Consider the following 20,539-nt stretch of genomic DNA (forward strand, 5'->3'; position numbering starts at 1 on the left):
TCAGGACAGTCCGAGTTCCTCGTCGATGAGGCCGAAGATCTCCTCGTCGGTCGCCTGGTCGAGCTCCCGGTCCACGACCGGGGCCCGGCTGCCCGTCGCCAGCAGCGCTTCCAGCCGTTTCACGACGGCCGGGTCCGGGCTGGTCCCGGCCAGCGCCTGCTCCAGCCGGGCCAGTTCGGCCAGTCCGGCGACCTGGCCCGCCTCCGCGTCCTCGAACTCGGCGCGCAGGTGCTTGGCCAGCACCGCCGGGGTCGGGTAGTCGAAGACCAGCGTCGCGGAAAACCGCAGTCCGGTGGCGGTGTTCAACCGATTGCGGAGTTCGAGTGCGGTCAGCGAATCGAAGCCGAGTTCGGTGAACGCCCGCGTGGGCCCGACGGCATCCGGCGTGGCGAAGCCGAGCACCCCGGCGACGTGCTTGCGCACCAGTTCCACCAGCATCCGCTCCCGATCGGCCTCCGCAGCCTCGGCCAGCCGTTTGCGCAGCGCGGCAACGGAATCAGCGGACTTCGCCGTGTCCCGGCCACGCGTGCGCACGAGGCCGCGGAACAGGACCGGCACCTCGCTCAGTGAACCCAGGTCGAGGCGCATCGGAGCCAGCACCGCGTCGTCCCCGGCGAGTGCCGCGTCGAACAACGCCAGACCGTCTTCCGCGGACATGCCGACGACCCCGGCCCGCGTCATCCGGCTGCGGTCGGACTTGTCGATGCCCGCGGTCAGCTCGCTCGTGTCCGCCCAAAGTCCCCATTGCAAGGACACCGCGGGGAGCCCCTGCGCGCGCCGGTTCCGGGCCAGCGCGTCGACGTAAGCGTTCGCCGCCGCGTAGTTCGCTTGGCCGGGACCGCCGAGCAGACCGGCCGCCGACGAGAACAGGACGAACGCGTCGAGGTCGAGGTGCCGGGTGAGGTCGTGCAGGTTCTGCGCCGCGTCGGCCTTGGGGCGAAGCACGGTGTCGATCCGTTGCGGGGACAGGGATTCGACTACGCCGTCGTCGAGCACGCCCGCGGTGTGCACCACGGCGGTCAGCGGATGCTCCGCCGGGATCTCGCCGAGCACTTCCGCCAGCGCGTCCCGGTCGGCCGCGTCGCACGCGGCGACGGTGACCTCGGCGCCCAGCTCGCCCAGTTCGGCGACCAGCTCTGCCGCTCCCGGCGCGCTGAGACCTCGACGGCTGACCAGCACCAGACGCCGGACGGCGTGCGCGGTGACCAGATGCCGCGCGACGAACCCGCCGAGCAGCCCGGTGCCGCCGGTGATCAAGACCGTGCCGTCCAGGACTGGGGATTGCGCGGCAGCCGGTGCCCGCCTCTCCAGCCTGGGCACCCGGACCACGCCGTCGCTGATCGCGAGCTGCGGCTCGTCCAGTGCCAGCGCGCCCGGCAAGCGTTCGTAAGACGCCGGGCTGCCATCGAGGTCGACCAGCACGAACCGTCCCGGATGCTCTGACTGCGCAGACCGCACCAGACCCCAGACCGCGGCGGCGGCCAAGTCCTCGCCGTCGATCGCTCCTTGAGTGACCAGGACCAGCCGGGAGTCCGCGAACCGTTCCTCGGCGAGCCAGGTCTGGACGAGGCGCAGCGCGGAGTTCGTCGTGTCCCGCGCCGCCCCACCGGACGCGCACTCCGCGAACACCAGCTCCGGCACGTCGTCCTTGGCCAGCTCGGTCAGGTCGGCGTAGCCGCGGACCTCGACGTCGGCCAGTCCGGACAGCGCGGGCTGCTCGTCGAGCACCGCCCACCGCGCAGGCTTGGCACTGGCGACCGGCTGCTGGACCCAGGCGAGACGGAACAGCGAATCGCCGGCGGGCCGCTCGGCGGCGAGCTGTCCGGCCGAGACCGGCCGGGTCACCAGCGACTCGACCACCGCGACCAAGGCCCCGTCTGCGTCGGCCAGGGACACCGCCACGCCGCCCGACTTTGTCGGCGACAACCGGGCCCGCAGCGCGGAGACGCCGGTGGCGTGCAACGAAACCCCGGACCAGGAGAACGGCAGCCGGGGCTGACCCGCCGTTTCGTCGTCGGGCACGAAGTCGCCGACCACGACGCCGTGCAGCGCCGAGTCCAGCAACGCCGGGTGCACACCGAACGATCCCGCGGCCACTCCCTCGGGCAGCGATGCTTCGGCCCAGATCTCGTCGCCGCGCCGCCAGACCGCGGAAAGCCCTTGGAACGCCGGGCCGTAGTGCAGTCCGAGCGCCGTCATCCGGTCGTAGACCTCGTCGACCGGCACGGCTTCGGCATCCGCTGGCGGCCACGAACCCAGTTCGACAGACGGCAATTCGGCCGCGACAGACAGCACGCCGGTCGCGCGCCGGACCCATCCGCCGGACAGTTCTTCGGACTCCGGCCGCGAGTAGATGCTCAGTGTCCGGTGCCCGGAGGTGTCCGCGCCGCCGACCACGACCTGAACGTGCACCCCGCCGCGTTCCGGCAGCAGCAGCGGAGTCTCCAGAACAAGCTCGGCCAGGACGTCGGAGCCAACCTGCCGGCCTGCTTCCAGCGCGAGTTCCACCAAACCGACACCGGGGAACAGCACCGAACCCAGTGCGGTGTGGTCGGCCAACCATGGCTGGGTTTCCAGCGAAAGCCTTCCGGTGAACAGCACCCCGTCCGAGTCCGGCAGCCCGACCGCGGCGCCCAGCAGCGGATGTTCGGTCGCGGTCAGGCCGAGGCCGCGAGCGTCGCCTGCCGGGGCGATCGCGTCCAGCCAGTAGCGCTGCCGCTGGAAGGCGTAAGTCGGCAGCTCCGTCCGGCGGGCTCCGGTCCCGGCGAAGAAGGACGTCCAGTCCACGGCGACCCCGTGGGTGTGGGCCTCGGCCAGCGAGAGCAGGAACCGGTCGAACCCGCCTTCGTCGCGGCGCAGCGTCCCGACGGCCGCCGCGTCGTCGCCGGTGTCCTCGATGGTCTCCTGCAGCCCGGTCAGCAGCACCGGGTGTGCGCTGACCTCGACGAACACGCGGTGGCCGTCGGCGAGCAGCCGTCGGGTCGTGTCCTCGAAGCGCACCGTGTGGCGCAGGTTCCGGTACCAGTAATCGGCGTCGAGAGCGGCGGTTTCGATCGGCTCGCCGGTCAGCGTCGAGTAGAACGGGATCTTCGCCGGCTGCGGGCTGATCGGGGCAAGCACCTTCCGGAGTTCGTCCTCGATCTGCTCGACGTGCGGCGAATGCGAGGCGTAGTCCACCGGAACCCGGCGCGCCCGCACGCCCTCGGCTTCGCAGGTCGTGATCAGCTCCGCCAAGGCCGCCGGTTCCCCGGAAACCACGACCGTGCCCGGACCGTTCACCGCGGCGATCGAGGCCCGGTCACCGATCCTTTCCCGCACCCAGTCCGCCGACGCGCCAACGGACACCATCTCGCCGTGCCCGGCCAGCGCCAGCAGCGCTCGACTGCGCAACGCGGAAACCCGCGCACCGTCCTCCAGCGACAACGCCCCCGCCACGCACGCCGCGGCGATCTCGCCCTGCGAGTGACCGACCACGGCGGCCGGTTGAACGCCATGCGTCCGCCAAACCTCAGCCAGCGACACCATCACCGCCCACAACGCGGGTTGGACGACGTCGACCCGTTCCAGCGACGGTGCTCCCGCCGCGCCGCGAAGCACGTCCAGCAATGACCAGTCCACAAAGGACTCCAACGCCGCCGCGCACTCCGCCAGCCGCGTCGCGAACACCGGAGACGACTCCAGCAACCCCAGCGCCATTCCCGCCCACTGCGAACCCTGGCCAGGGAAAACGAACACTGCGTTCCCGGACTCCGCAGCAGCGTTCGTCACCACGCCCGCGGGCTGCTCGCCGTCGGCCACCGCGGCCAGTCCGCGCAAGAGTTCGTCACGGCTCCCGGCCACCACCGCTGCCCGGCATTCCAGCGCAGCCCTCGCGGTGGCAAGGGAATACGCCACATCCGTCGCCGTCCGGCGTTCGTCGGCCCGTACCCACTCGCCCAACGCGCGGGCCTGGTGTCGCAGCGCTTCCTCGTTCTTCGCGGACAACACCCACGGCAGCAACGCAGGTTCTTCGCGAACCGGTTCCGCCTCGACGGCCGCTTCGGGAGCCTGTTCGAGAATCACGTGGGCGTTCGTGCCGCTGGCGCCGAACGAGGACACCCCGGCCCGGCGCGGATGCTCGGTTTCCGGCCATGGCCGCGCTTCGGACAACAGCTCGACCGCGCCGGCAGACCAGTCGACGTGCGGCGACGGCTCGTCGAGGTGGAGGCTCTTCGGCAACTGGCCGTACTTCATCGCCTGCACCATCTTGATCACGCCCGCCACCCCGGCGGCGGCCTGCGTGTGCCCGATGTTGGACTTGACCGAGCCGATCCACAATGGACGGCCGGCGGGCCGGTCCTGTCCGTATGCCGTCAGCAGGGCCTGTGCTTCGATCGGGTCGCCGAGAGACGTTCCGGTTCCGTGCGCCTCCACCGCGTCGACCTCGCCCGCCGCCAGCCCGGCACCGGCCAGCGCCTGCCGGATGACGCGTTGCTGCGACGGGCCGTTCGGCGCGGTCAGGCCGTTGGAAGCGCCGTCCTGGTTCACCGCGGAGCCCCGCAGCAGCGCCAGCACCTGATGGCCGTTGCGCTGGGCGTCCGACAGCCGTTCCACGAGGACCAACCCGACGCCCTCGCCCCAGCCGGTGCCGTCGGCGGCCGCCGAGAACGGCTTGCACCGCCCGTCCCCGGCCAGCCCGCGCTGCCGGGAGAACTCGGTGAAGATGCCGGGATTGGACAGCACGGTCACGCCGCCCGCCAGCGCCAGCGAACACTCCCCCGACCGCAGCGATTGCGCGGCGAGGTGCAGCGCGACCAGCGAGGACGAACAGGCGGTGTCCACAGTCACCGCCGGGCCCTCGAAGCCGAACACGTACGACACCCGGCCGGACGCGACGCTCCCGGCGTTGCCGTTCCCCAGATAAGCCTCGACTCCGTCCGGAACCGAGCTGGAACGCATGCCGTAGTCGTGATACATCACGCCCGCGAACACCCCGGTCGCGCTGCCGCGCAAGGCGTGCGGATCGATTCCCGCGCGCTCCAAGGCTTCCCACGCCGTCTCCAGGAGCAGCCGCTGCTGCGGATCCATCGCGAGCGCCTCGCGCGGGGAGATGGCGAAGAAGTCGGCGTCGAAATCCGCTGCTTCGTAAAGGAAACCGCCCTCGCGGGCCCGGCTGACGCCCTCGTTTCCGGGTGCGGACGCGAAGTCGTACAACCCGTCCAGGTCCCAGTTCCGGTCGTCCGGGAGCGCGGAGATCGCGTCGGTTCCGCCCGCGACCAGCCGCCACAGGTCCTCCGGCGACGAGACACCGCCGGGGAAACGGCACGCCATGCCCACGATCGCGATGGGTTCGTCGGCGGGCTTCGCCACCGGTGCGGCCGTGACGGGGGCAGTGGACCCGACGAGCAGGGTCTGCAGCTGCCGGGCGAGAGCGGTGGGCGTCGGATGGTCGAAGACCAGCGTGGCGGGCAACCGAAGCCCAGTGGCGGTGTTCAGCCGGTTGCGCAGTTCCAGCGCGGTCAGTGAGTCGAAGCCCAGATCGGAGAACGCTCGGGCCGCCCCGATGGCACCCGGCGCGGCGAAGCCCAGGACTCCCGCGACGTGCGTGCGAACCACTTCGAGCAGCATTCGCTCCCGTTCGGCCTCGCCGACGCCAGCCAGCCGCTGCCGCAACCCGTCCGCGGAACCCCGCTTGCCCGCGCGCCGGGCGGGTGCCCGGACCAGCCCGCGGAACAGCGGCGGAACCGCCTCGGCCGACCGCAGCGCGGCCAGGTCCAGCCGAACCGGGGCCAGCACGCTCGCTTCCGCGCCGATGGCCGCGTCGAACAACGCCAGCCCGGCCTCGGCGGACAGCGCCGTCATCCCGGAGCGGCTCATCCGGCCGACATCGGATTTGTCGAGGCTGCCGGTGAGTTCGCTGGACTGTTCCCAGAGCCCCCAGGCTAGTGACACGGCCGGGAGACCCTCCGCGCGGCGGCGCTGGGCGAGTGCGTCGAGGAACGCGTTGGCCGCGGCGTAGTTGCCCTGTCCCGCGCTGCCCAGGAGACCGGCGGCGGAGGAGAACAGGACGAAGATGCGCAGGTCGTGGTCCCGGGTCAGCTCATCGAGATTCCGTGCCGCGATTGCCTTCGGGCGCAGCACGGGGTCGAGTCGCTCTGGGGTCAGCGACGCGACCACGCCGTCGTCGAGCACGCCCGCGGTGTGTACGACGCCGGTCACTGGATGCTGTGCGAGGACAGCCGCCAGCGCTTCTCGGTCGGCCGCGTCGCACGCGACGACGGTGACTTCGGCCCCCAGGTCGCGCAGCTGCTCGACCAGCTCCGAGGCTCCCGGCGCGGCTGGGCCTCGACGGCTGAGCAGCACCAGACGCCGGACGGCGTGCGCAGTCACCAGATGCCGAGCGACCAACCCGCCCAGCGTTCCGGTGCCGCCGGTGATCAACACTGTGTCACCGGTGGCTGCTTGCTCCACAGTGGACGGTGCCCGTTCCAGCCGGGGCACCCGCACCACGCCGTCGCTGATCGCCAGCTGCGGCTCGTCCAGCGCGAGCGCGGCGGGCAGCTGGTCGTACGCGGCCGGATCGTCGAGATCCGCCAGCACCAGCCGTCCCGGATGCTCCGACTGCGCCGACCGCACCAGCCCCCACACCGCGGCTGCGGCCAGGTCAGTGCCGTTCAACGCACCTCGGGTGACCACCGCGAGGCGGGTGTCCGCGAGCCGTTCCTCGGACAGCCACGACTGGATCGCGGCCAGCGCGGCACCGACCGCCGCCCGGACGTCATCCCGCTCGGACGCGCACTCGACGAGCACGACGTCCGGCAATTCGTCCTGCTTGGCCAAGGCCGCGAAGTCCTCGTATCGCGGGAAGTCCGCCCCGGCCGTGCCAATGGCAGCTACCGCGCACGTGGAGTCGGGGGCCGGGATTTCGGTCCAGGCCAGCTGCAACAGCGAACCACCGGCGTCCTTGGTCCGCAGCTGATCCGCCGACACCGGACGCGTGACCAGCTCGCCGACCACGCCGACCGGCACTCCGGCGGCGTCGGCGAATTCCACCGAGACCCCGCCGGAACCGGCCGGGGCAAGCCGCACCCGCAGCGTCGAAGCACCAGATGCGAACAGCGAGACGCCCGTCCAGCTGAACGGCAGCCTGCTTTCGCCCGGTCCGGCCGAGGCGTCCATCGCGATCGCGTGCAGGGCGGCGTCGAGCAGGGCCGGATGGATGCCGAACTCGTCGGCCGCCGTGTCGTCGCTCAGCGCGACCTCGGCGAAGATCTCGGCTCCGCGCCGCCAGGCACCGGTCAGGCCTTGGAAGACCGGGCCGTAGTCGAGGCCGAAACCGGACAACCGCTCGTAGGCGTCGCCAGTCTCCAGCGGCACGGCTTCCGGCGGCGGCCAGGCGGCGAGGTCGAACGACGGCGCCTGGCGCCGGTGGCCGAGCACGCCGCTCGCGTGCCGGGTCCACGGCTGATCCGGCGTTTCGGGCCGCGTGTAGATGGCCAGCGGCCGGGTGCCGGAGTCGTCCGGGCTTCCGGCCACGACCTGGACCTGGACGCCGCCGGACGCCGGGAGCACCAGCGGCGCTTCCAGCGTCAGCTCCTCCAGCAGGTCGCAGCCGACCTGCTCGCCGGCGTGCAGTGCGAGTTCGACGAAACCGGTGCCGGGGAACAGCACCGAGCCGAGGACGAGGTGATCGGCGAGCCACGGCTGAGCCTCCAGGGAGAGCCTGCCGGTGAAGAGGGCACCGTCGGAATCGGCCAGTCCGACCGTCGCGGCCAGCAAGGGGTGGCCGGTGGCGACGAGGCCGAGGCTTCGCACGTCTCCGCGCGGGGCGACCGGGTCCAGCCAGTAACGCTGGCGTTGGAAGGCGTAGGTGGGCAGCTCCGTGCGGCGGGCTCCGGTCCCGGCGAAGAAGACATCCCAGTCGACGGTGCCACCGTGGGCGAAGACCTCGCCGAGGGAAGCCGTGAACCGGTCCAGGCCGCCTTCGTCGCGGCGCAGGGTCCCGATCGCCGCCGCAGCGGTGTCGTCGAGGGTCTCCTGCAACCCAGGGACCAGCACCGGATGCGGGCTGACCTCCACGAACACCTGATAGCCGTCGGCCAGCAGCTTGCGCGTGGCTTTCTCGAACTCGACGGTGTTGCGCAGGTTCCGGTACCAGTACTCGGCGTCCATCGCCGCGGTGTCGAGCAGTTCGCCGGTCACCGCCGAGTAGAACGGCACCTCTCCGGACACCGGCGAAACCGGGGCCAGCACGTTGAGCAACTCCGCCTCGATCTGCTCGACATGCGCGGAGTGCGACGCGTAGTCCACCGGGACCTTCCGGGCCCGGACGCCGTCCTGCTCGCAACCGGCGATCAGTTCGTCCAGCGCGTCGGGGTCACCGGAGACGACCACGGAGCCCGGGCCGTTCACTGCCGCGACAGAGACCCGCGAGCCAAGCCGCTCCCGTACCTTCTCCACCGGTTCGGCGACCGAGACCATCCCGCCCTTGCCGGACAACACCTTCAGCGCCTTACTGCGCAACGCCACCACCCGGGCACCGTCCTGCAGCGACAATCCACCGGCGACTACCGCGGCCGCGATCTCGCCTTGGCTGTGCCCGACTACCGCCGCCGGGCGCACGCCGTGGGACTTCCATACCTCGGCGAGCGACACCATGACGGCCCACAGGACCGGCTGCACGACGTCTAGCTGTTCCAAGGAAGACGCGTCGCGCAGCACATCTAGCAACGACCAGTCCACAAAGGACTCCAACGCCGCCGCGCACTCCGCCAGCCGCGCCGCGAACACTTCAGAGGCTTCCAGCAGCCCCAGCGCCATTCCCGCCCACTGCGAACCCTGACCGGGGAAAACGAAGACCACGTCACCCGCGCCGCCGGAGGTCGCGACCGGCGACTCACCGTCCGCCACCGCGTCCAGTCCGCGCAACAACTCGGCCCGGTCACGTCCCACTACCGCGGCCCGGCAATCCAGCGCAGCTCTCGTGGCGGCAAGGGAATACGCGACGTCAGTCAGGCTCGATCCGTCCTGCAATTGAGCCGCCAGCCGTCGGGCCTGATCCCGTACGGCCGCCTCGCTCTTGCCCGACAGCACCCACGGCACCACGTCCAGCTCGCGGCCGGGTTCCGCAGCGGGCTCGTCCGGAGCCTGCTCGACGATCACGTGCGCGTTCGTCCCGCTGATGCCGAAGGAGGAGATCCCCGCCCGGCGCGGTCGCCCCTGGTCTGGCCACGGCCGTGCTTCAGCCAGCAACTCGACCGCGCCAGCAGACCAGTCCACATGCGACGAAGGCGCGTCAATATGCAAAGTCTTCGGCAGAACCCCGTGCCGCATCGCCAAAACCATCTTCATTACCCCGGCGACACCGGCGGCGGCTTGGCTGTGCCCGATGTTCGATTTGATCGAACCCAGCCACAACGGCTGCTTGCGGTCCTGGCCGTAAGTCGCGAGCAACGCTTGCGCCTCGATCGGATCGCCCAGCGTCGTCCCGGTGCCGTGCGCCTCGACAGCGTCCACATCGGACGATCCGAGACCGGCGTTCGCCAGCGCCGCCCGGATCACCCGCTGCTGCGACGGACCGTTCGGCGCAGTCAACCCATTCGACGCGCCATCCTGATTCACCGCGGAACCGCGCACCACCGCCAGCACCCGGTGACCATTGCGCTGGGCATCCGACAACCGCTCCACCAAAAGAAGCCCGACGCCTTCGGAGAAACCCGCCCCGTCCGCCGTCTCGGCGAACGATTTGCACCGTCCGTCCGGCGAGATCGCGCGCTGCCGGGAAAACTCGACGAAAATGCCCGGCGTGGACATCACCATCACACCACCGGCCAGCGCCAGCGAACACTCCCCGGACCGCAGCGACTGCACCGCGAGATGCAATGCCACCAACGACGACGAACACGCCGTATCCACCGTCACCGCAGGACCTTCAAAACCGAACACATACGACACCCGGCCCGACAACACGCTCGACACGTTTCCGGTGCCAGCGTGCCCTTCCGCGCCTTCCGTTGTGTTCGCCAGCAAGCCGAGATAATCCTGCCCGCTGCTGCCCGCGAAGACGCCGGTAGCGCTGCCGCGCAACGACTCCGGGTCGATTCCGGCCTGTTCGAACGTCTCCCAGGCGGTCTCCAGCAACAGTCGCTGCTGCGGGTCCATCGCCTGTGCTTCGCGCGGCGAGATACCGAAGAAAACCGGGTCGAACTCGGTCGCCCCGGCGATGAAGCCGCCTGCGCGCACATGGCTCGTGCCCGGGTGGTCGGGATCGGGGTCGTACAGCTCCGCCAGGTTCCAGCCGCGGTCGGCGGGGAAGTCCGAAATCGCGTCGGTGCCCGAGGAAACCAGGTCCCACAGCTCGTCCGGCGAGTTCACGCCGCCGGGGAACCGGCCGGACATCCCGACGATGGCGATCGGTTCCTGCGCCTTCTGCTCGGCCTCGCGCAGCCGTTCGCTCGTCTCCTGCAGTTCGGCGGTCACGAACTTGAGGTACTCCCGAAGCTTTTCCTCGTTCGACATCAGAACACCTCCCGTTCGCTGATCACGACTTTCCGAACTGCTTGTCGATGAAGCTGAAGATCTCGTCGTCGCTCGCGGACTCGACTGGAGCGGCCACGAGTTCGTTCTTCCCCGGATTCCATTTGGCGAGCAGACCCTTCAGCCGCGCCGCGACGTCCGCCCGCGTCCCGTCCTCGAACTCGCTCGCCGCGAACAGGCCGTCCAGCCGGTCGAGTTCGCGCAGCATCCGGTCGCCGGCGATGCCGTCGCCGCCGCCGAAGAGCTCCGTCAGGATGTGCTTGGCGAGCGCGGACGGCGTCGGATAGTCGAAGACCAGGGTGGTCGGCAGTTTCGCGCCGACCGCGGCCGTCAGCCGGTTCCGCAGCGCCACCGCGGTGAGCGAGTCGAAACCGAGGTCCTGGAACGCACGCCGGGGCTCGACATCGGCAGCGGAGGCATACCCGAGTACCCCGGACACCGCCGACCGCACCAGGTCGAGCACCACCCGCTCGCGGTCGCCCTCCGGCACGTCCGCGAGCCGCGCGTCCGGCTTCGCGGTCTCCTGCGACTGCCGAAGCTCCGGGAGGTCGCGAAGCATCGGGCTGAGCGGAGTCCCGGCCGCTGCCGTCACGACGCGGTCCCAGGCGATGTCCGCGACCGCAAGGAAAGTCTCGTCATCATCGAGTGCCTGCTGGAGCGCCTTGATCGCCAGGCCGGGTGCCATGGAGAGCACCCCGGTGCGGCGCAGGCCTTCCTCCACCGCGCCTTCGCCGATGCCTCCGCCCGCCCAATGCCCCCAGGCCACCGAGGTCGCGGGGAGTCCGTTGGCACGCCGGTGCTGGGCGAGCGCGTCCAGGAAGGAGTTGCCGGGCGCGTAGTTGCCCTGGCCCGCGCTGCCCATCAGGCCGGCCGCCGAGGAGAACAGCACGAACGCGGACAGGTCGAGCCCCTTGGTGAGTTCGTGCAGGCTCAGCGCGGTGTCCGCCTTGATCCGCTGGACCCGGTCCATCTGGCCGACGGTGAGCGCGTCGAGGACGCTGTCGTCCAGCACCGCGGCCGCGTGCATGACCGCCGTGAGCGGGTGTTCGGCCGGGATCCGCGCCAGCAGCTCCGCGAGTGCTTCGCGGTCCGCGAGGTCGCAGGCGACGACGGTCACCTTCGTCCCCGTCGCGGTCAGCTCGTCCACCAATTCGGCCGCTCCTGGCGCGGCCATGCCCCGGCGGCTGGTCAGCAGCAGGTGCTCGGCCCGTTTTCCGGCGAGCCACCTGGCGACGTGCGCACCCAGCGCTCCGGTGCCGCCGGTCACCAGCACAGTTCCGGTGGGCGTCCAGCCCTCTCCGGTGGTGGGCACGACGCGCTCAGCACGCACCAACCGCCGGACGAAGGCCCCGTCGGAGCGCAGCGCCACCTCGGCCTCCGCCTCGGTACCAGCCAGCACCCCGCACAGCTGGGTCAGGATCTGGTCGTCGACGGAGTCGGGCAGGTCCACCACGCCAGCCCAGCGGTCCGGATGTTCCTGCCGCGCCACCGGTCCCAGGCCCCAGACCTGCGCCTGCGCCGGGTTGGCAAGGACGTCCGACCCGGTCGCCACGGCGCCGTTGGTCACCGACCACACCCGCGCGCCGAGTCCGGCGTCGCCCAGCGCCTGGACGAGCGCCACCGTCGCGGCCAAGCCGCTGGGCACCGATGCCGCGTCCGGATGCGGTCGTTCATCCAAGGCCAGCAACGAAAGCACCCCGGCTACCGGCTCTTCAGCCGCCGCGCGCAGCCGCGCCGTAATCGCGGCACGGTCCTGTTCGGAATGAGGCACCACGACCTGCCGGAGCTGCACGCCCTGTGCGGCAAGACCCCGCAGCAGAGTCTCGGTCCATTCGCCGTGGTGGTCGGGGAGGACCGCCAGCCAGGTACCGGTCATGGCTCGTGGTGCGCTGTCGGCGAGGGACTTCCAGGTCACTCGGTAGCGCCAGTTGTCCACAACGGACTTCTGCTTGCGGTTCTGGCGCCAGGACGACAGCACCGGCAGCACCGCGCCCAGGGAGGATTGAGTCTCCGCGTCGGCCGCGAGCGCGGTGGTGAGGGCGTCGAGGTCTTGGCGTTCGACGGCCTGCCAGAACTGGGCGTCTTCCGGATCCGTCGTGATGGCGGGCGTGGATTCCAGCCAATAGCGCTGATGCTGGAAGGCGTAGGTGGGCAGATCGACCTTCCGCGCGCCCGTTCCGGCGAAGAAAACGTCCCAGTTGACGGTGCCACCGTGGGCGAAGACCTCGCCGAGGGAAGCCGTGAACCGGTCCAGGCCGCCTTCGTCCCGGCGCAGAGTTCCCAGGGCCGCGGCGGTCGTGTCGGTGTCGTCGATCGTTTCCTGCAGACCCACGGTCACCACGGGATGCGGGCTGACTTCCACGAAGACGCGGTATCCGTCGGCCAGCAATCGCCGGGTGGCCTGCTCGAACTCCACCGTGTTGCGGAGGTTGCGGTACCAGTACTCCGCGGTCAGGGACGCGGTGTCGAGCGGGGCGCCGGTGACTGTGGAGCAGAACGGAATCTCGGCCAAGGTCGGCGTGACCGGGGCCAGCAGCTCGAGAAGTTCGGCCTCGATCTGTTCGACGTGGACGGAATGCGAGGCGTAGTCCACCGGGACTTTCCTCGCCCGGACCCCGTCCCGCTCGCACGCCGCGATCAGCTCGTCCAGGGCGTCCGGATCTCCCGAGACCACTACCGAACTCGGGCCGTTCACCGCTGCGACCGAGATCCCCGGGCTAAGCCGGTCCCGCAGCTTCTCCACTGGCTCGGCGACCGAGACCATCCCGCCCTTGCCGGAGAGCACCTTGAGCGCCTTACTCCGCAACGCCACCACCCGGGCACCGTCCTGCAGCGACAAACCGCCAGCCACCACCGCGGCTGCGATCTCGCCCTGGCTGTGGCCGACCACTGCCGCAGGCCGGACACCGTGGGATTTCCAGACATCGGCCAACGACACCATCACAGCCCACAGGACCGGCTGCACCACATCAAGCCGCTCCAACGAAGCACCGTCGCGAAGAACATCCAGCAACGACCAGTCCACAAAGGACTCCAACGCCGCCGCACACTCCGCCAGCCTGGCCGCGAACACCGGGCTCGACTCCAGCAGTCCCAGCGCCATCCCAACCCACTGCGAACCCTGACCCGGGAAAACAAAAACCACATCCCCGGACTCCGCAGCCAACTCCGCAGGCACCTCACCCGCCGCTACGGCATCCAAGTTTCGAAGCAACTCATCCCGGTCCCGACCCACCACCGCGACCCGACGATCCAACGCGGCACGGGCGGTTGCCAGCGAGAAGGCGACGTCGGTCGGACTCTGCGCATCCGTCAACTGAGCCAGCCGTCGGGCCTGCTCCCGAACCGCCGCTTCACTCTTGCCCGACAACACCCACGGCACGACGTCCAGCCCAGGTCCCGCAGCGGCAGGCTCCTCAATGGACTGTTCCAGGATCACGTGCGCATTGGTCCCACTGATCCCGAACGACGAAACTCCAGCCCGGCGCGGCCGCTCCGACTCCGGCCACTCCCTCGACTCAGCCAGCAACTCCACCGCACCAGCCGACCAGTCCACATGCGACGACGGCGCATCAATATGCAGACTCTTCGGCAAAACCCCGCGCCGCATCGCCAAAACCATCTTCAGGACGCCAGCCACCCCAGCCGCTGCCTGGGTGTGCCCGATGTTCGACTTGATCGATCCCAGCCACAACGGCCGTTCCCGATCCTGACCATAAGTCGCCAACAGCGCCTGTGCCTCAATCGGATCGCCCAGCGTCGTCCCGGTACCGTGCGCCTCCACCGCGTCCACATCGGACGAACCAAGACCGGCATTAGCCAACGCGGCACGAATCACCCGCTGCTGCGAAGGACCATTCGGCGCAGTCAAACCATTCGACGCACCGTCCTGATTCACCGCAGAACCACGCACCACGGCCAGCACCTCGTGCCCATTGCGCCGAGCATCAGACAACCGTTCCACCAACAGGAGCCCAACACCCTCGCCCCAGCCAGTGCCGTCCGCCGCCTCCGCGAACGGCTTGCACCGGCCGTCCGGAGCCAACCCGCGCTGCCGGGAGAACTCGACAAACGTCCCGGGAGTCGACATCACCGTCACCCCGCCGGCCAAAGCCAGCGAACACTCTCCCGACCGCAACGCCTGTGCGGCCAAGTGCAACGCCACCAATGACGACGAACAAGCCGTATCCAGCGTCACCGCAGGACCTTCGAACCCGAACGCGTACGACACTCGCCCGGACGCGACGCTCCCGGCATTGCCGTTGCCAAGGAAGGATTCGGCGCCCTCGGACACTTCGCCGGTCCCGATGCCGTAGTCGTGGTACATCACCCCGGCGTACACACCCGTCGCACTGCCTCGCAGCGAGCGCGGATCGATCCCGGCGCGCTCGATCGCTTCCCAGGACGTCTCGAGGAGCAACCGCTGCTGCGGATCCATCGCGAGCGCTTCGTTCGGGGAGATGCCGAAGAACGCGGGATCGAATTCCCCCGCGTCGTAAAGGAAAGCGCCCTCGTTGGAGTAGCTCGTGCCCCGGTGGCCGGGGTCTGGGTGGTACACGCGCTCGATGTCCCAGCCTCGGTCGGCGGGGAACCCGGAAATCGCGTCGGTGCCCGAGACGACCAGTTCCCACAGGTCCTCCGGCGAGCTGACCCCGCCGGGGAAGCGGCACGCCATGCCCACGATCGCGATCGGCTCGTCGGCGGCCGAAGTCGTCACCGGGGCGGCGCTGTGGTCGGCCGCGCCGAGCAACTGGTCACGCAGGTGCCGCGCGAGCGTGAGCGGCGTCGGGTAGTCGAAGATCAGCGTCGCGGTCAGCCGCAAGCCGGTCGCCTCGGTGAGCCGGTTACGCAGTTCCAGCGCCGTCAGCGAGTCGAAACCCATGTCCTGGAACGCTTTCGCCAGCTCCACGTGCTCCGCCGAGGCGTAGCCGAGAACGCGCGCGACCTGTTCCCGGGCGACCGTCCGCATCACGCGGTCCTGTTCGTCCTCGGACAGTCCCGCCAGCCGCTGGGCGAGAGACGTCCCGGAACCGCTTGTCCGCGCCGCTCGCCGGGCCGGCGTCCGCACCAGGCCGCGGAAAACGGCAGGTACGGTTCCGCCGGACTCCCGGAGTACCGCGCCGAGATCCAGCGCCATCGGTGCCAGCACGGTCCGGCCGCTGCCGAGCGCGGCGTCGAACAGGGCGAGCCCGTTCTCCTCGGTCAAGGGGTGCATCCCGCCGCGAGCCAGCCGCGAACGACCGGCGTCATCGAGTTCCCCCGCCATCCCGGCCTGCGCCCACGCACCCCAGGCCAGCGATACCGCAGGCAGGCCTTGTGCCCGGCGGTGTTGCGCGAGCGCGTCGAGGAAGGTGTTGGCGGCGGCGTAGTTGCCTTGGCCTGGGCTGCCGAGCACCCCGGCCGCCGAGGAGAAGAGAACGAAGGCGTCGAGATCGCGAGTGAGAGTGTGGAGGTTCCACGCTGCGTCGGCCTTGGGCCGGGACACCGCGGCCATCCGTTCCGGATTGAGGGCTTCGAGCACGCCGTCGTCCAGCGCGCCGGCGGCATGCACCACCGCGCCCAGCGGGTGCTCCTCCGGGACAGCCGCCAGCAACCGGGCGACCTCCTCCAGATCGGCCACGTCGCAGGCCTCGACCGCGACCCGGGCACCCAGTCGGCTCAGCTCGGCGACCAGTTCCTCCGCACCGGGTGCCGCCATCCCTCGACGGCTCGCCAGCATCAGATGCCGGACCCCGTGCTCGGTCACCAGGTGCCGGGCGAGCAGCCTGCCGAGCCCGCCGGTGGCACCGGTGATCAGCACCGTGCGGTCCGCGGCGAAGTCCGGCGACGCCACCGGACCTGGCACCCGCGCCAACCGCGGTACCCGCACCTCGCCGTCCCGCACCGCGAGCTGCGGTTCGCCCGAATCCAGCGCGGCGGGCACCGCCTGCTGCGATGCGTCACTGCGGTCCAGGTCCAGCAACACGAACCGACCGGGATGTTCCGCCTGCGCCGACCGGACGAGACCCCACACCGCAGCCGCGGCAAGGTCCGGAACGTCCTCGGCGGGGTCAGTGGCAACCGCGCCACGGGTGACGACGACCAGCTGCGAGTCGGCGAACCGGTCCGACGCCAGCCAGTTCTGGAGGTGCAGCAAGACTTCGCTGGCCAGTTCGGTGTTCGCCGCACCGGAGACGCACTCCAGCAGGACCGTGTCCGGAACCTCATCGGGGAGCGAAGCCAGATCGGGATAGTGATCGCCGATTTCCAGCCCGGCAAGGCCTTCCCGGTCGCCGAGCGTGACCCGGCGTGCGACCGAAGCTGACGGAGCCGGTCGGATCGCCGTCCAGGACAGGTCGAAGAGGGCCCCGGTGGCGGTGTTGAGCTGGTCCGGCGAAATCGGCCGCAGGACCAGCGAGTCGATCGAGGCGACCGGGGCACCGGCGCTGTCGGCGAGCTGGACGGCGACTCCGGTTCCGGCGGGCGCGAGCTTCACGCGGAGCGCGCTCGCGCCCGTGGCGAACAGCGTCATCCCCGTCCAGGAGAACGGCAGATGTGTTCCGTCCCCGGCGGATCCGGCGAAACCGAGCGCGTGCAGTGCGGAATCGAGCAACGCCGGATGCACGCCGAACGCGTCGGCTTCCGTGCCCTCCGGCAAATCGACCTCGGCGAACACTTCCTCGCCACGTCGCCACGCGGCGGTCAGTCCTTGGAACGCCGGGCCGTACTCCAGCCCCGCCGCGGACAACTCGGAGTAGAGGTTCTCCACCGGCAACGCGAGCGCGTCCGGTGGCGGCCACTCCACGAATTCGAACCCCGGTGCCGCAGCACCGGTGGAGACGAAACCGGTGGCGTGCCGCGCCCACGGTTGTTCCGCGTCCTCCAGGCGGGCATAGATCGCGATCGGGCGGGCACCGGTCTCGTCCGGCTCGCCGACCTTGACCTGGAGCTGGACCCCGCCGTGCTCGGGCAGCACCAGCGGAGCTTCGAGGGTCAGCTCGTCCAGCCGGTCGCACCCGACCTGATCCGCGGCCCGCACAGCCAGTTCCGCGAACCCGGTGCCGGGGAACAGCACCGACCCCAGTACGGCGTGCTCGGCGAGCCACGGCTGCGTTGCCACGGACAACCTGCCGGTGAGTACTGCCTCGGCGGAGTCCGGCGCGGTCAGCACGGCACCTAGCAACGGGTGTTCCGTCGAGGCCAGGCCCAGGTGCCGGGCGTCCGCGGTGACGGTGGGTTCGAGCCAGTAACGTTGCCGCTGGAAGGAATAAGTCGGCAGATCAACTCGGCGTGCGTCCGTACCGGCGAAGAAGCGTTGCCAGTCAACGGAAACACCGTGCGCGTGGAGGGCGGCAAGCGCGTCGACCGCTGCGCGGGGTTCGGGCCGGTCCTTCCGCATGGCGGAGACCACCACAGCTTCGCCGACGAGGGATTCGTCGATCATCGCGGTCAAGGTGCTCGACGGGCCGACTTCCAGGAACCTGGTGACACCATTGGCTTCCAGCGCACGGACCCCGGCACAGAACCGCACCGTGTCCCGCACATGCCGAACCCAATAGTCCGCCGAAAACTCGGTGACCAGCTCACCAGTCAAGTTCGACACCACAGGGATGCGCGGCTTACCGAACTCGATTCCTTCGGCCACCGCACGAAACTCGGAGAGCATCCCGTCCATCAGGTGCGAGTGGAAGGCATGGCTGACGCGCAACCGTTTAGTCCGAAGCCCCTTCGACTCCCACTCCGACACCGCCTCCCCATCACCGGAGAGCACCACCGAATTCGGGCCATTCACCGCCGCGACAGACACACCCGGACCAGGCTCCACCTCAGAAGCCTGCACCGCAAGCATCACCCCGCCCGACGGCAGAGCCTGCATCAACCGGCCTCGCGCCGCCACCAACCGCGCCGCATCCTGCAGCGACAACACACCAGCCACATGCGCCGCAGCCAGCTCACCAATCGAATGCCCGCCCACAAAATCCGGGCTCACACCCCACGACTCGAACAACCGAAACAACGCCACCTCAAAGGCAAACAACCCCGGCTGCGCAACCCCGGTCTGATCAACCAGACCTGGATCGTCCAGCGCATCCCGCAACGGCGAGTCCAGGTGCCGATCCAACTCGTTACAAACCTTGGCGAACGCCTCAGCGAAAACCGGGAACTCCACCAACTCCCGACCCATCCCAGCCCGCTGAGAACCCTGACCAGAGAACAGAAACGCCGTCCGCCCCTTAACCGCCACACCGGTCGAACCACGGCCCTCAGCCAACGCCTCCAGCAATTCGGCGCGATCCCGGCCCACCACGACCGCCCGGTGTTCCAGCGCCGATCGCCCAGCCGCCAGCGAAAACGCCACATCCACCGGCCGCACGTCCGGCCTCGCGCGAACGTGCTCCGCCAGCCGCTCAGCCTGTCCCCGCAACGCGTCCCGGCTCTTCGCCGACAACACCCACGGCACCACATCCATCGCGCGGCCCGGCTCCTCGGCCACCGGCTCCGGAGCCTGCTCCACAATCACGTGCGCGTTGGTCCCGCTGATCCCGAACGACGAAATCCCAGCCCGGCGCGGCCGATTCGCCTCCGGCCACTCCCGGGCCTCAGCCAGCAACTCCACCGCACCAGCCGACCAGTCCACATGCGACGACGGCCCATCAATGTGCAAACTCTTCGGCAGCACCCCGTGCCGCATCGCCAAAACCATCTTCATCACGCCAGCCGCACCCGCCGCGGCCTGGGTGTGCCCGATGTTCGACTTCACCGACCCCAGCCACAACGGCTGTTCCCGCTCCTGGCCGTAAGTCGCCAGAAGAGCCTGCGCCTCAATCGGATCGCCCAAAGTCGTCCCGGTACCGTGCGCCTCCACCGCGTCGACCTGATCCGCGGCCACTCGCGCGTTCGCCAGCGCCGCCCGGATCACCCGCTGCTGCGAAGGACCGTTCGGCGCAGTCAATCCATTCGACGCGCCATCCTGATTCACCGCACTCCCGCGAACCACCGCCAGCACCGGATGTCCATTGCGCTGAGCGTCCGACAACCGCTCAACCAGCAAGATTCCGACGCCCTCGGAGAACCCGGCGCCGTCCGCCGCGTCGGCGAAAGACTTGCATCGGCCGTCCGAAGCCAACCCGCCCTGCCGCGCGAACTCCCCGAACACCGACGGCGTCGACAACACCGTCACGCCACCGGCCAACGCTAGCGAACACTCCCCAGCACGCAGCGCCTGCACCGCGAGATGCAGTGCCACCAACGACGACGAACAAGCCGTGTCCACCGTCACCGCAGGGCCTTCGAAACCGAAGAAGTACGACACCCGGCCGGTAGCAACACTTCCCGCGCCGCCGTTGCCGAGATAAGCCGCGACGTCGTCGGGCACCGAACCCAGCCGGCTCGCGTAATCGTGGTACATCAGGCCCGCGAACACACCGGTCGCACTGCCCCGCAACGAATCCGGCGCGATCCCCGCCCGCTCGAACACCTCCCACGACGTCTCCAGCAACAACCTCTGCTGCGGATCCATCGCCAACGCCTCACGCGGGCTGATCCCGAAGAACTCCGGATCGAACGACACCGCGTCGTCCACGAAACCGCCCACCCCGACGGGACCGTCCCAGCCGCGATCGCCGGGGAAGGCGGACATCCCGTCGCCGCCGCGGCTGACCAGTTCCCACAGCGCCTCCGGGGAATTCACCCCTCCGGGGTAGCGGCAGGCCATGGACACGACAGCGATCGGTTCGCGCAGTGCCGCGGAGAGTTTGCGGTTCTGCTCGCGCAGGCGTTCGGTTTCCCGGACCGAGCGGCGAAGAGCCTCGACCGCCTTGTCCTGGAAGTCATTCATCTCCTGATTGCCCTTCTCCCGGATAGTCCTGTCCGCCCGGGCTCTGCAACACCAGGTCGATGAGGCTGCTCGCGTCCATCGATTCGATCGAGTCGCCTTCCTCTTCTCCGGCAACCGGATCCGGCCGGGCTCCGGCGAGTTCCAGCAGGGTGTCCAGCACGCCCGCGTCGCGCAGGCGGGTCAGGGGAACGGTCAGCAGCAGGTGCC

The 20,539-nt window shown here is 69.9% G+C and carries 3 protein-coding genes (1 of these 3 only partly in view); all 3 read right to left on the reverse strand.

The window, feature by feature from the left end; all coding sequences use genetic code 11:
* Tightly spaced (each overlapping or abutting the next), the 3 genes in view from ACZ7SW_RS38860 to ACZ7SW_RS38870 form a layout consistent with a single transcriptional unit that may run on beyond the window.
* Complete coding sequence (locus ACZ7SW_RS38860; RefSeq protein ID WP_470235387.1) at positions 1-10,614, reverse strand: type I polyketide synthase; 10,614 nt, start codon at positions 10,612-10,614, stop codon at positions 1-3.
* Positions 10,520-20,332 carry a type I polyketide synthase gene (locus ACZ7SW_RS38865; RefSeq protein ID WP_470235361.1) on the reverse strand — a complete coding sequence of 3,271 codons (9,813 nt, stop codon included), beginning with the start codon at positions 20,330-20,332 and terminating at the stop codon, positions 10,520-10,522. Before ACZ7SW_RS38865 ends, ACZ7SW_RS38860 begins: the two co-directional genes overlap by 95 nt.
* On the reverse strand, positions 20,325-20,539 hold the 3' portion of the coding sequence (locus ACZ7SW_RS38870; RefSeq protein WP_470235362.1) for an SDR family NAD(P)-dependent oxidoreductase. The gene runs 15,598 nt beyond the window's last position; only the last 215 of its 15,813 coding nucleotides appear in the window; its start codon lies off the right edge, out of view; the stop codon is at positions 20,325-20,327. The genes ACZ7SW_RS38865 and ACZ7SW_RS38870 overlap by 8 nt, the downstream gene beginning before the upstream one ends.

It is taken from the genome of Amycolatopsis sp. NPDC114484, from assembly GCF_055633755.1.

Excerpts from the sequence above, each read along its gene's own strand:
- ACZ7SW_RS38865 (WP_470235361.1), bottom strand. The coding sequence starts at position 20,332 with ATGAATGACTTCCAGGACAAGGCGGTCGAGGCTCTTCGCCGCTCGGTC.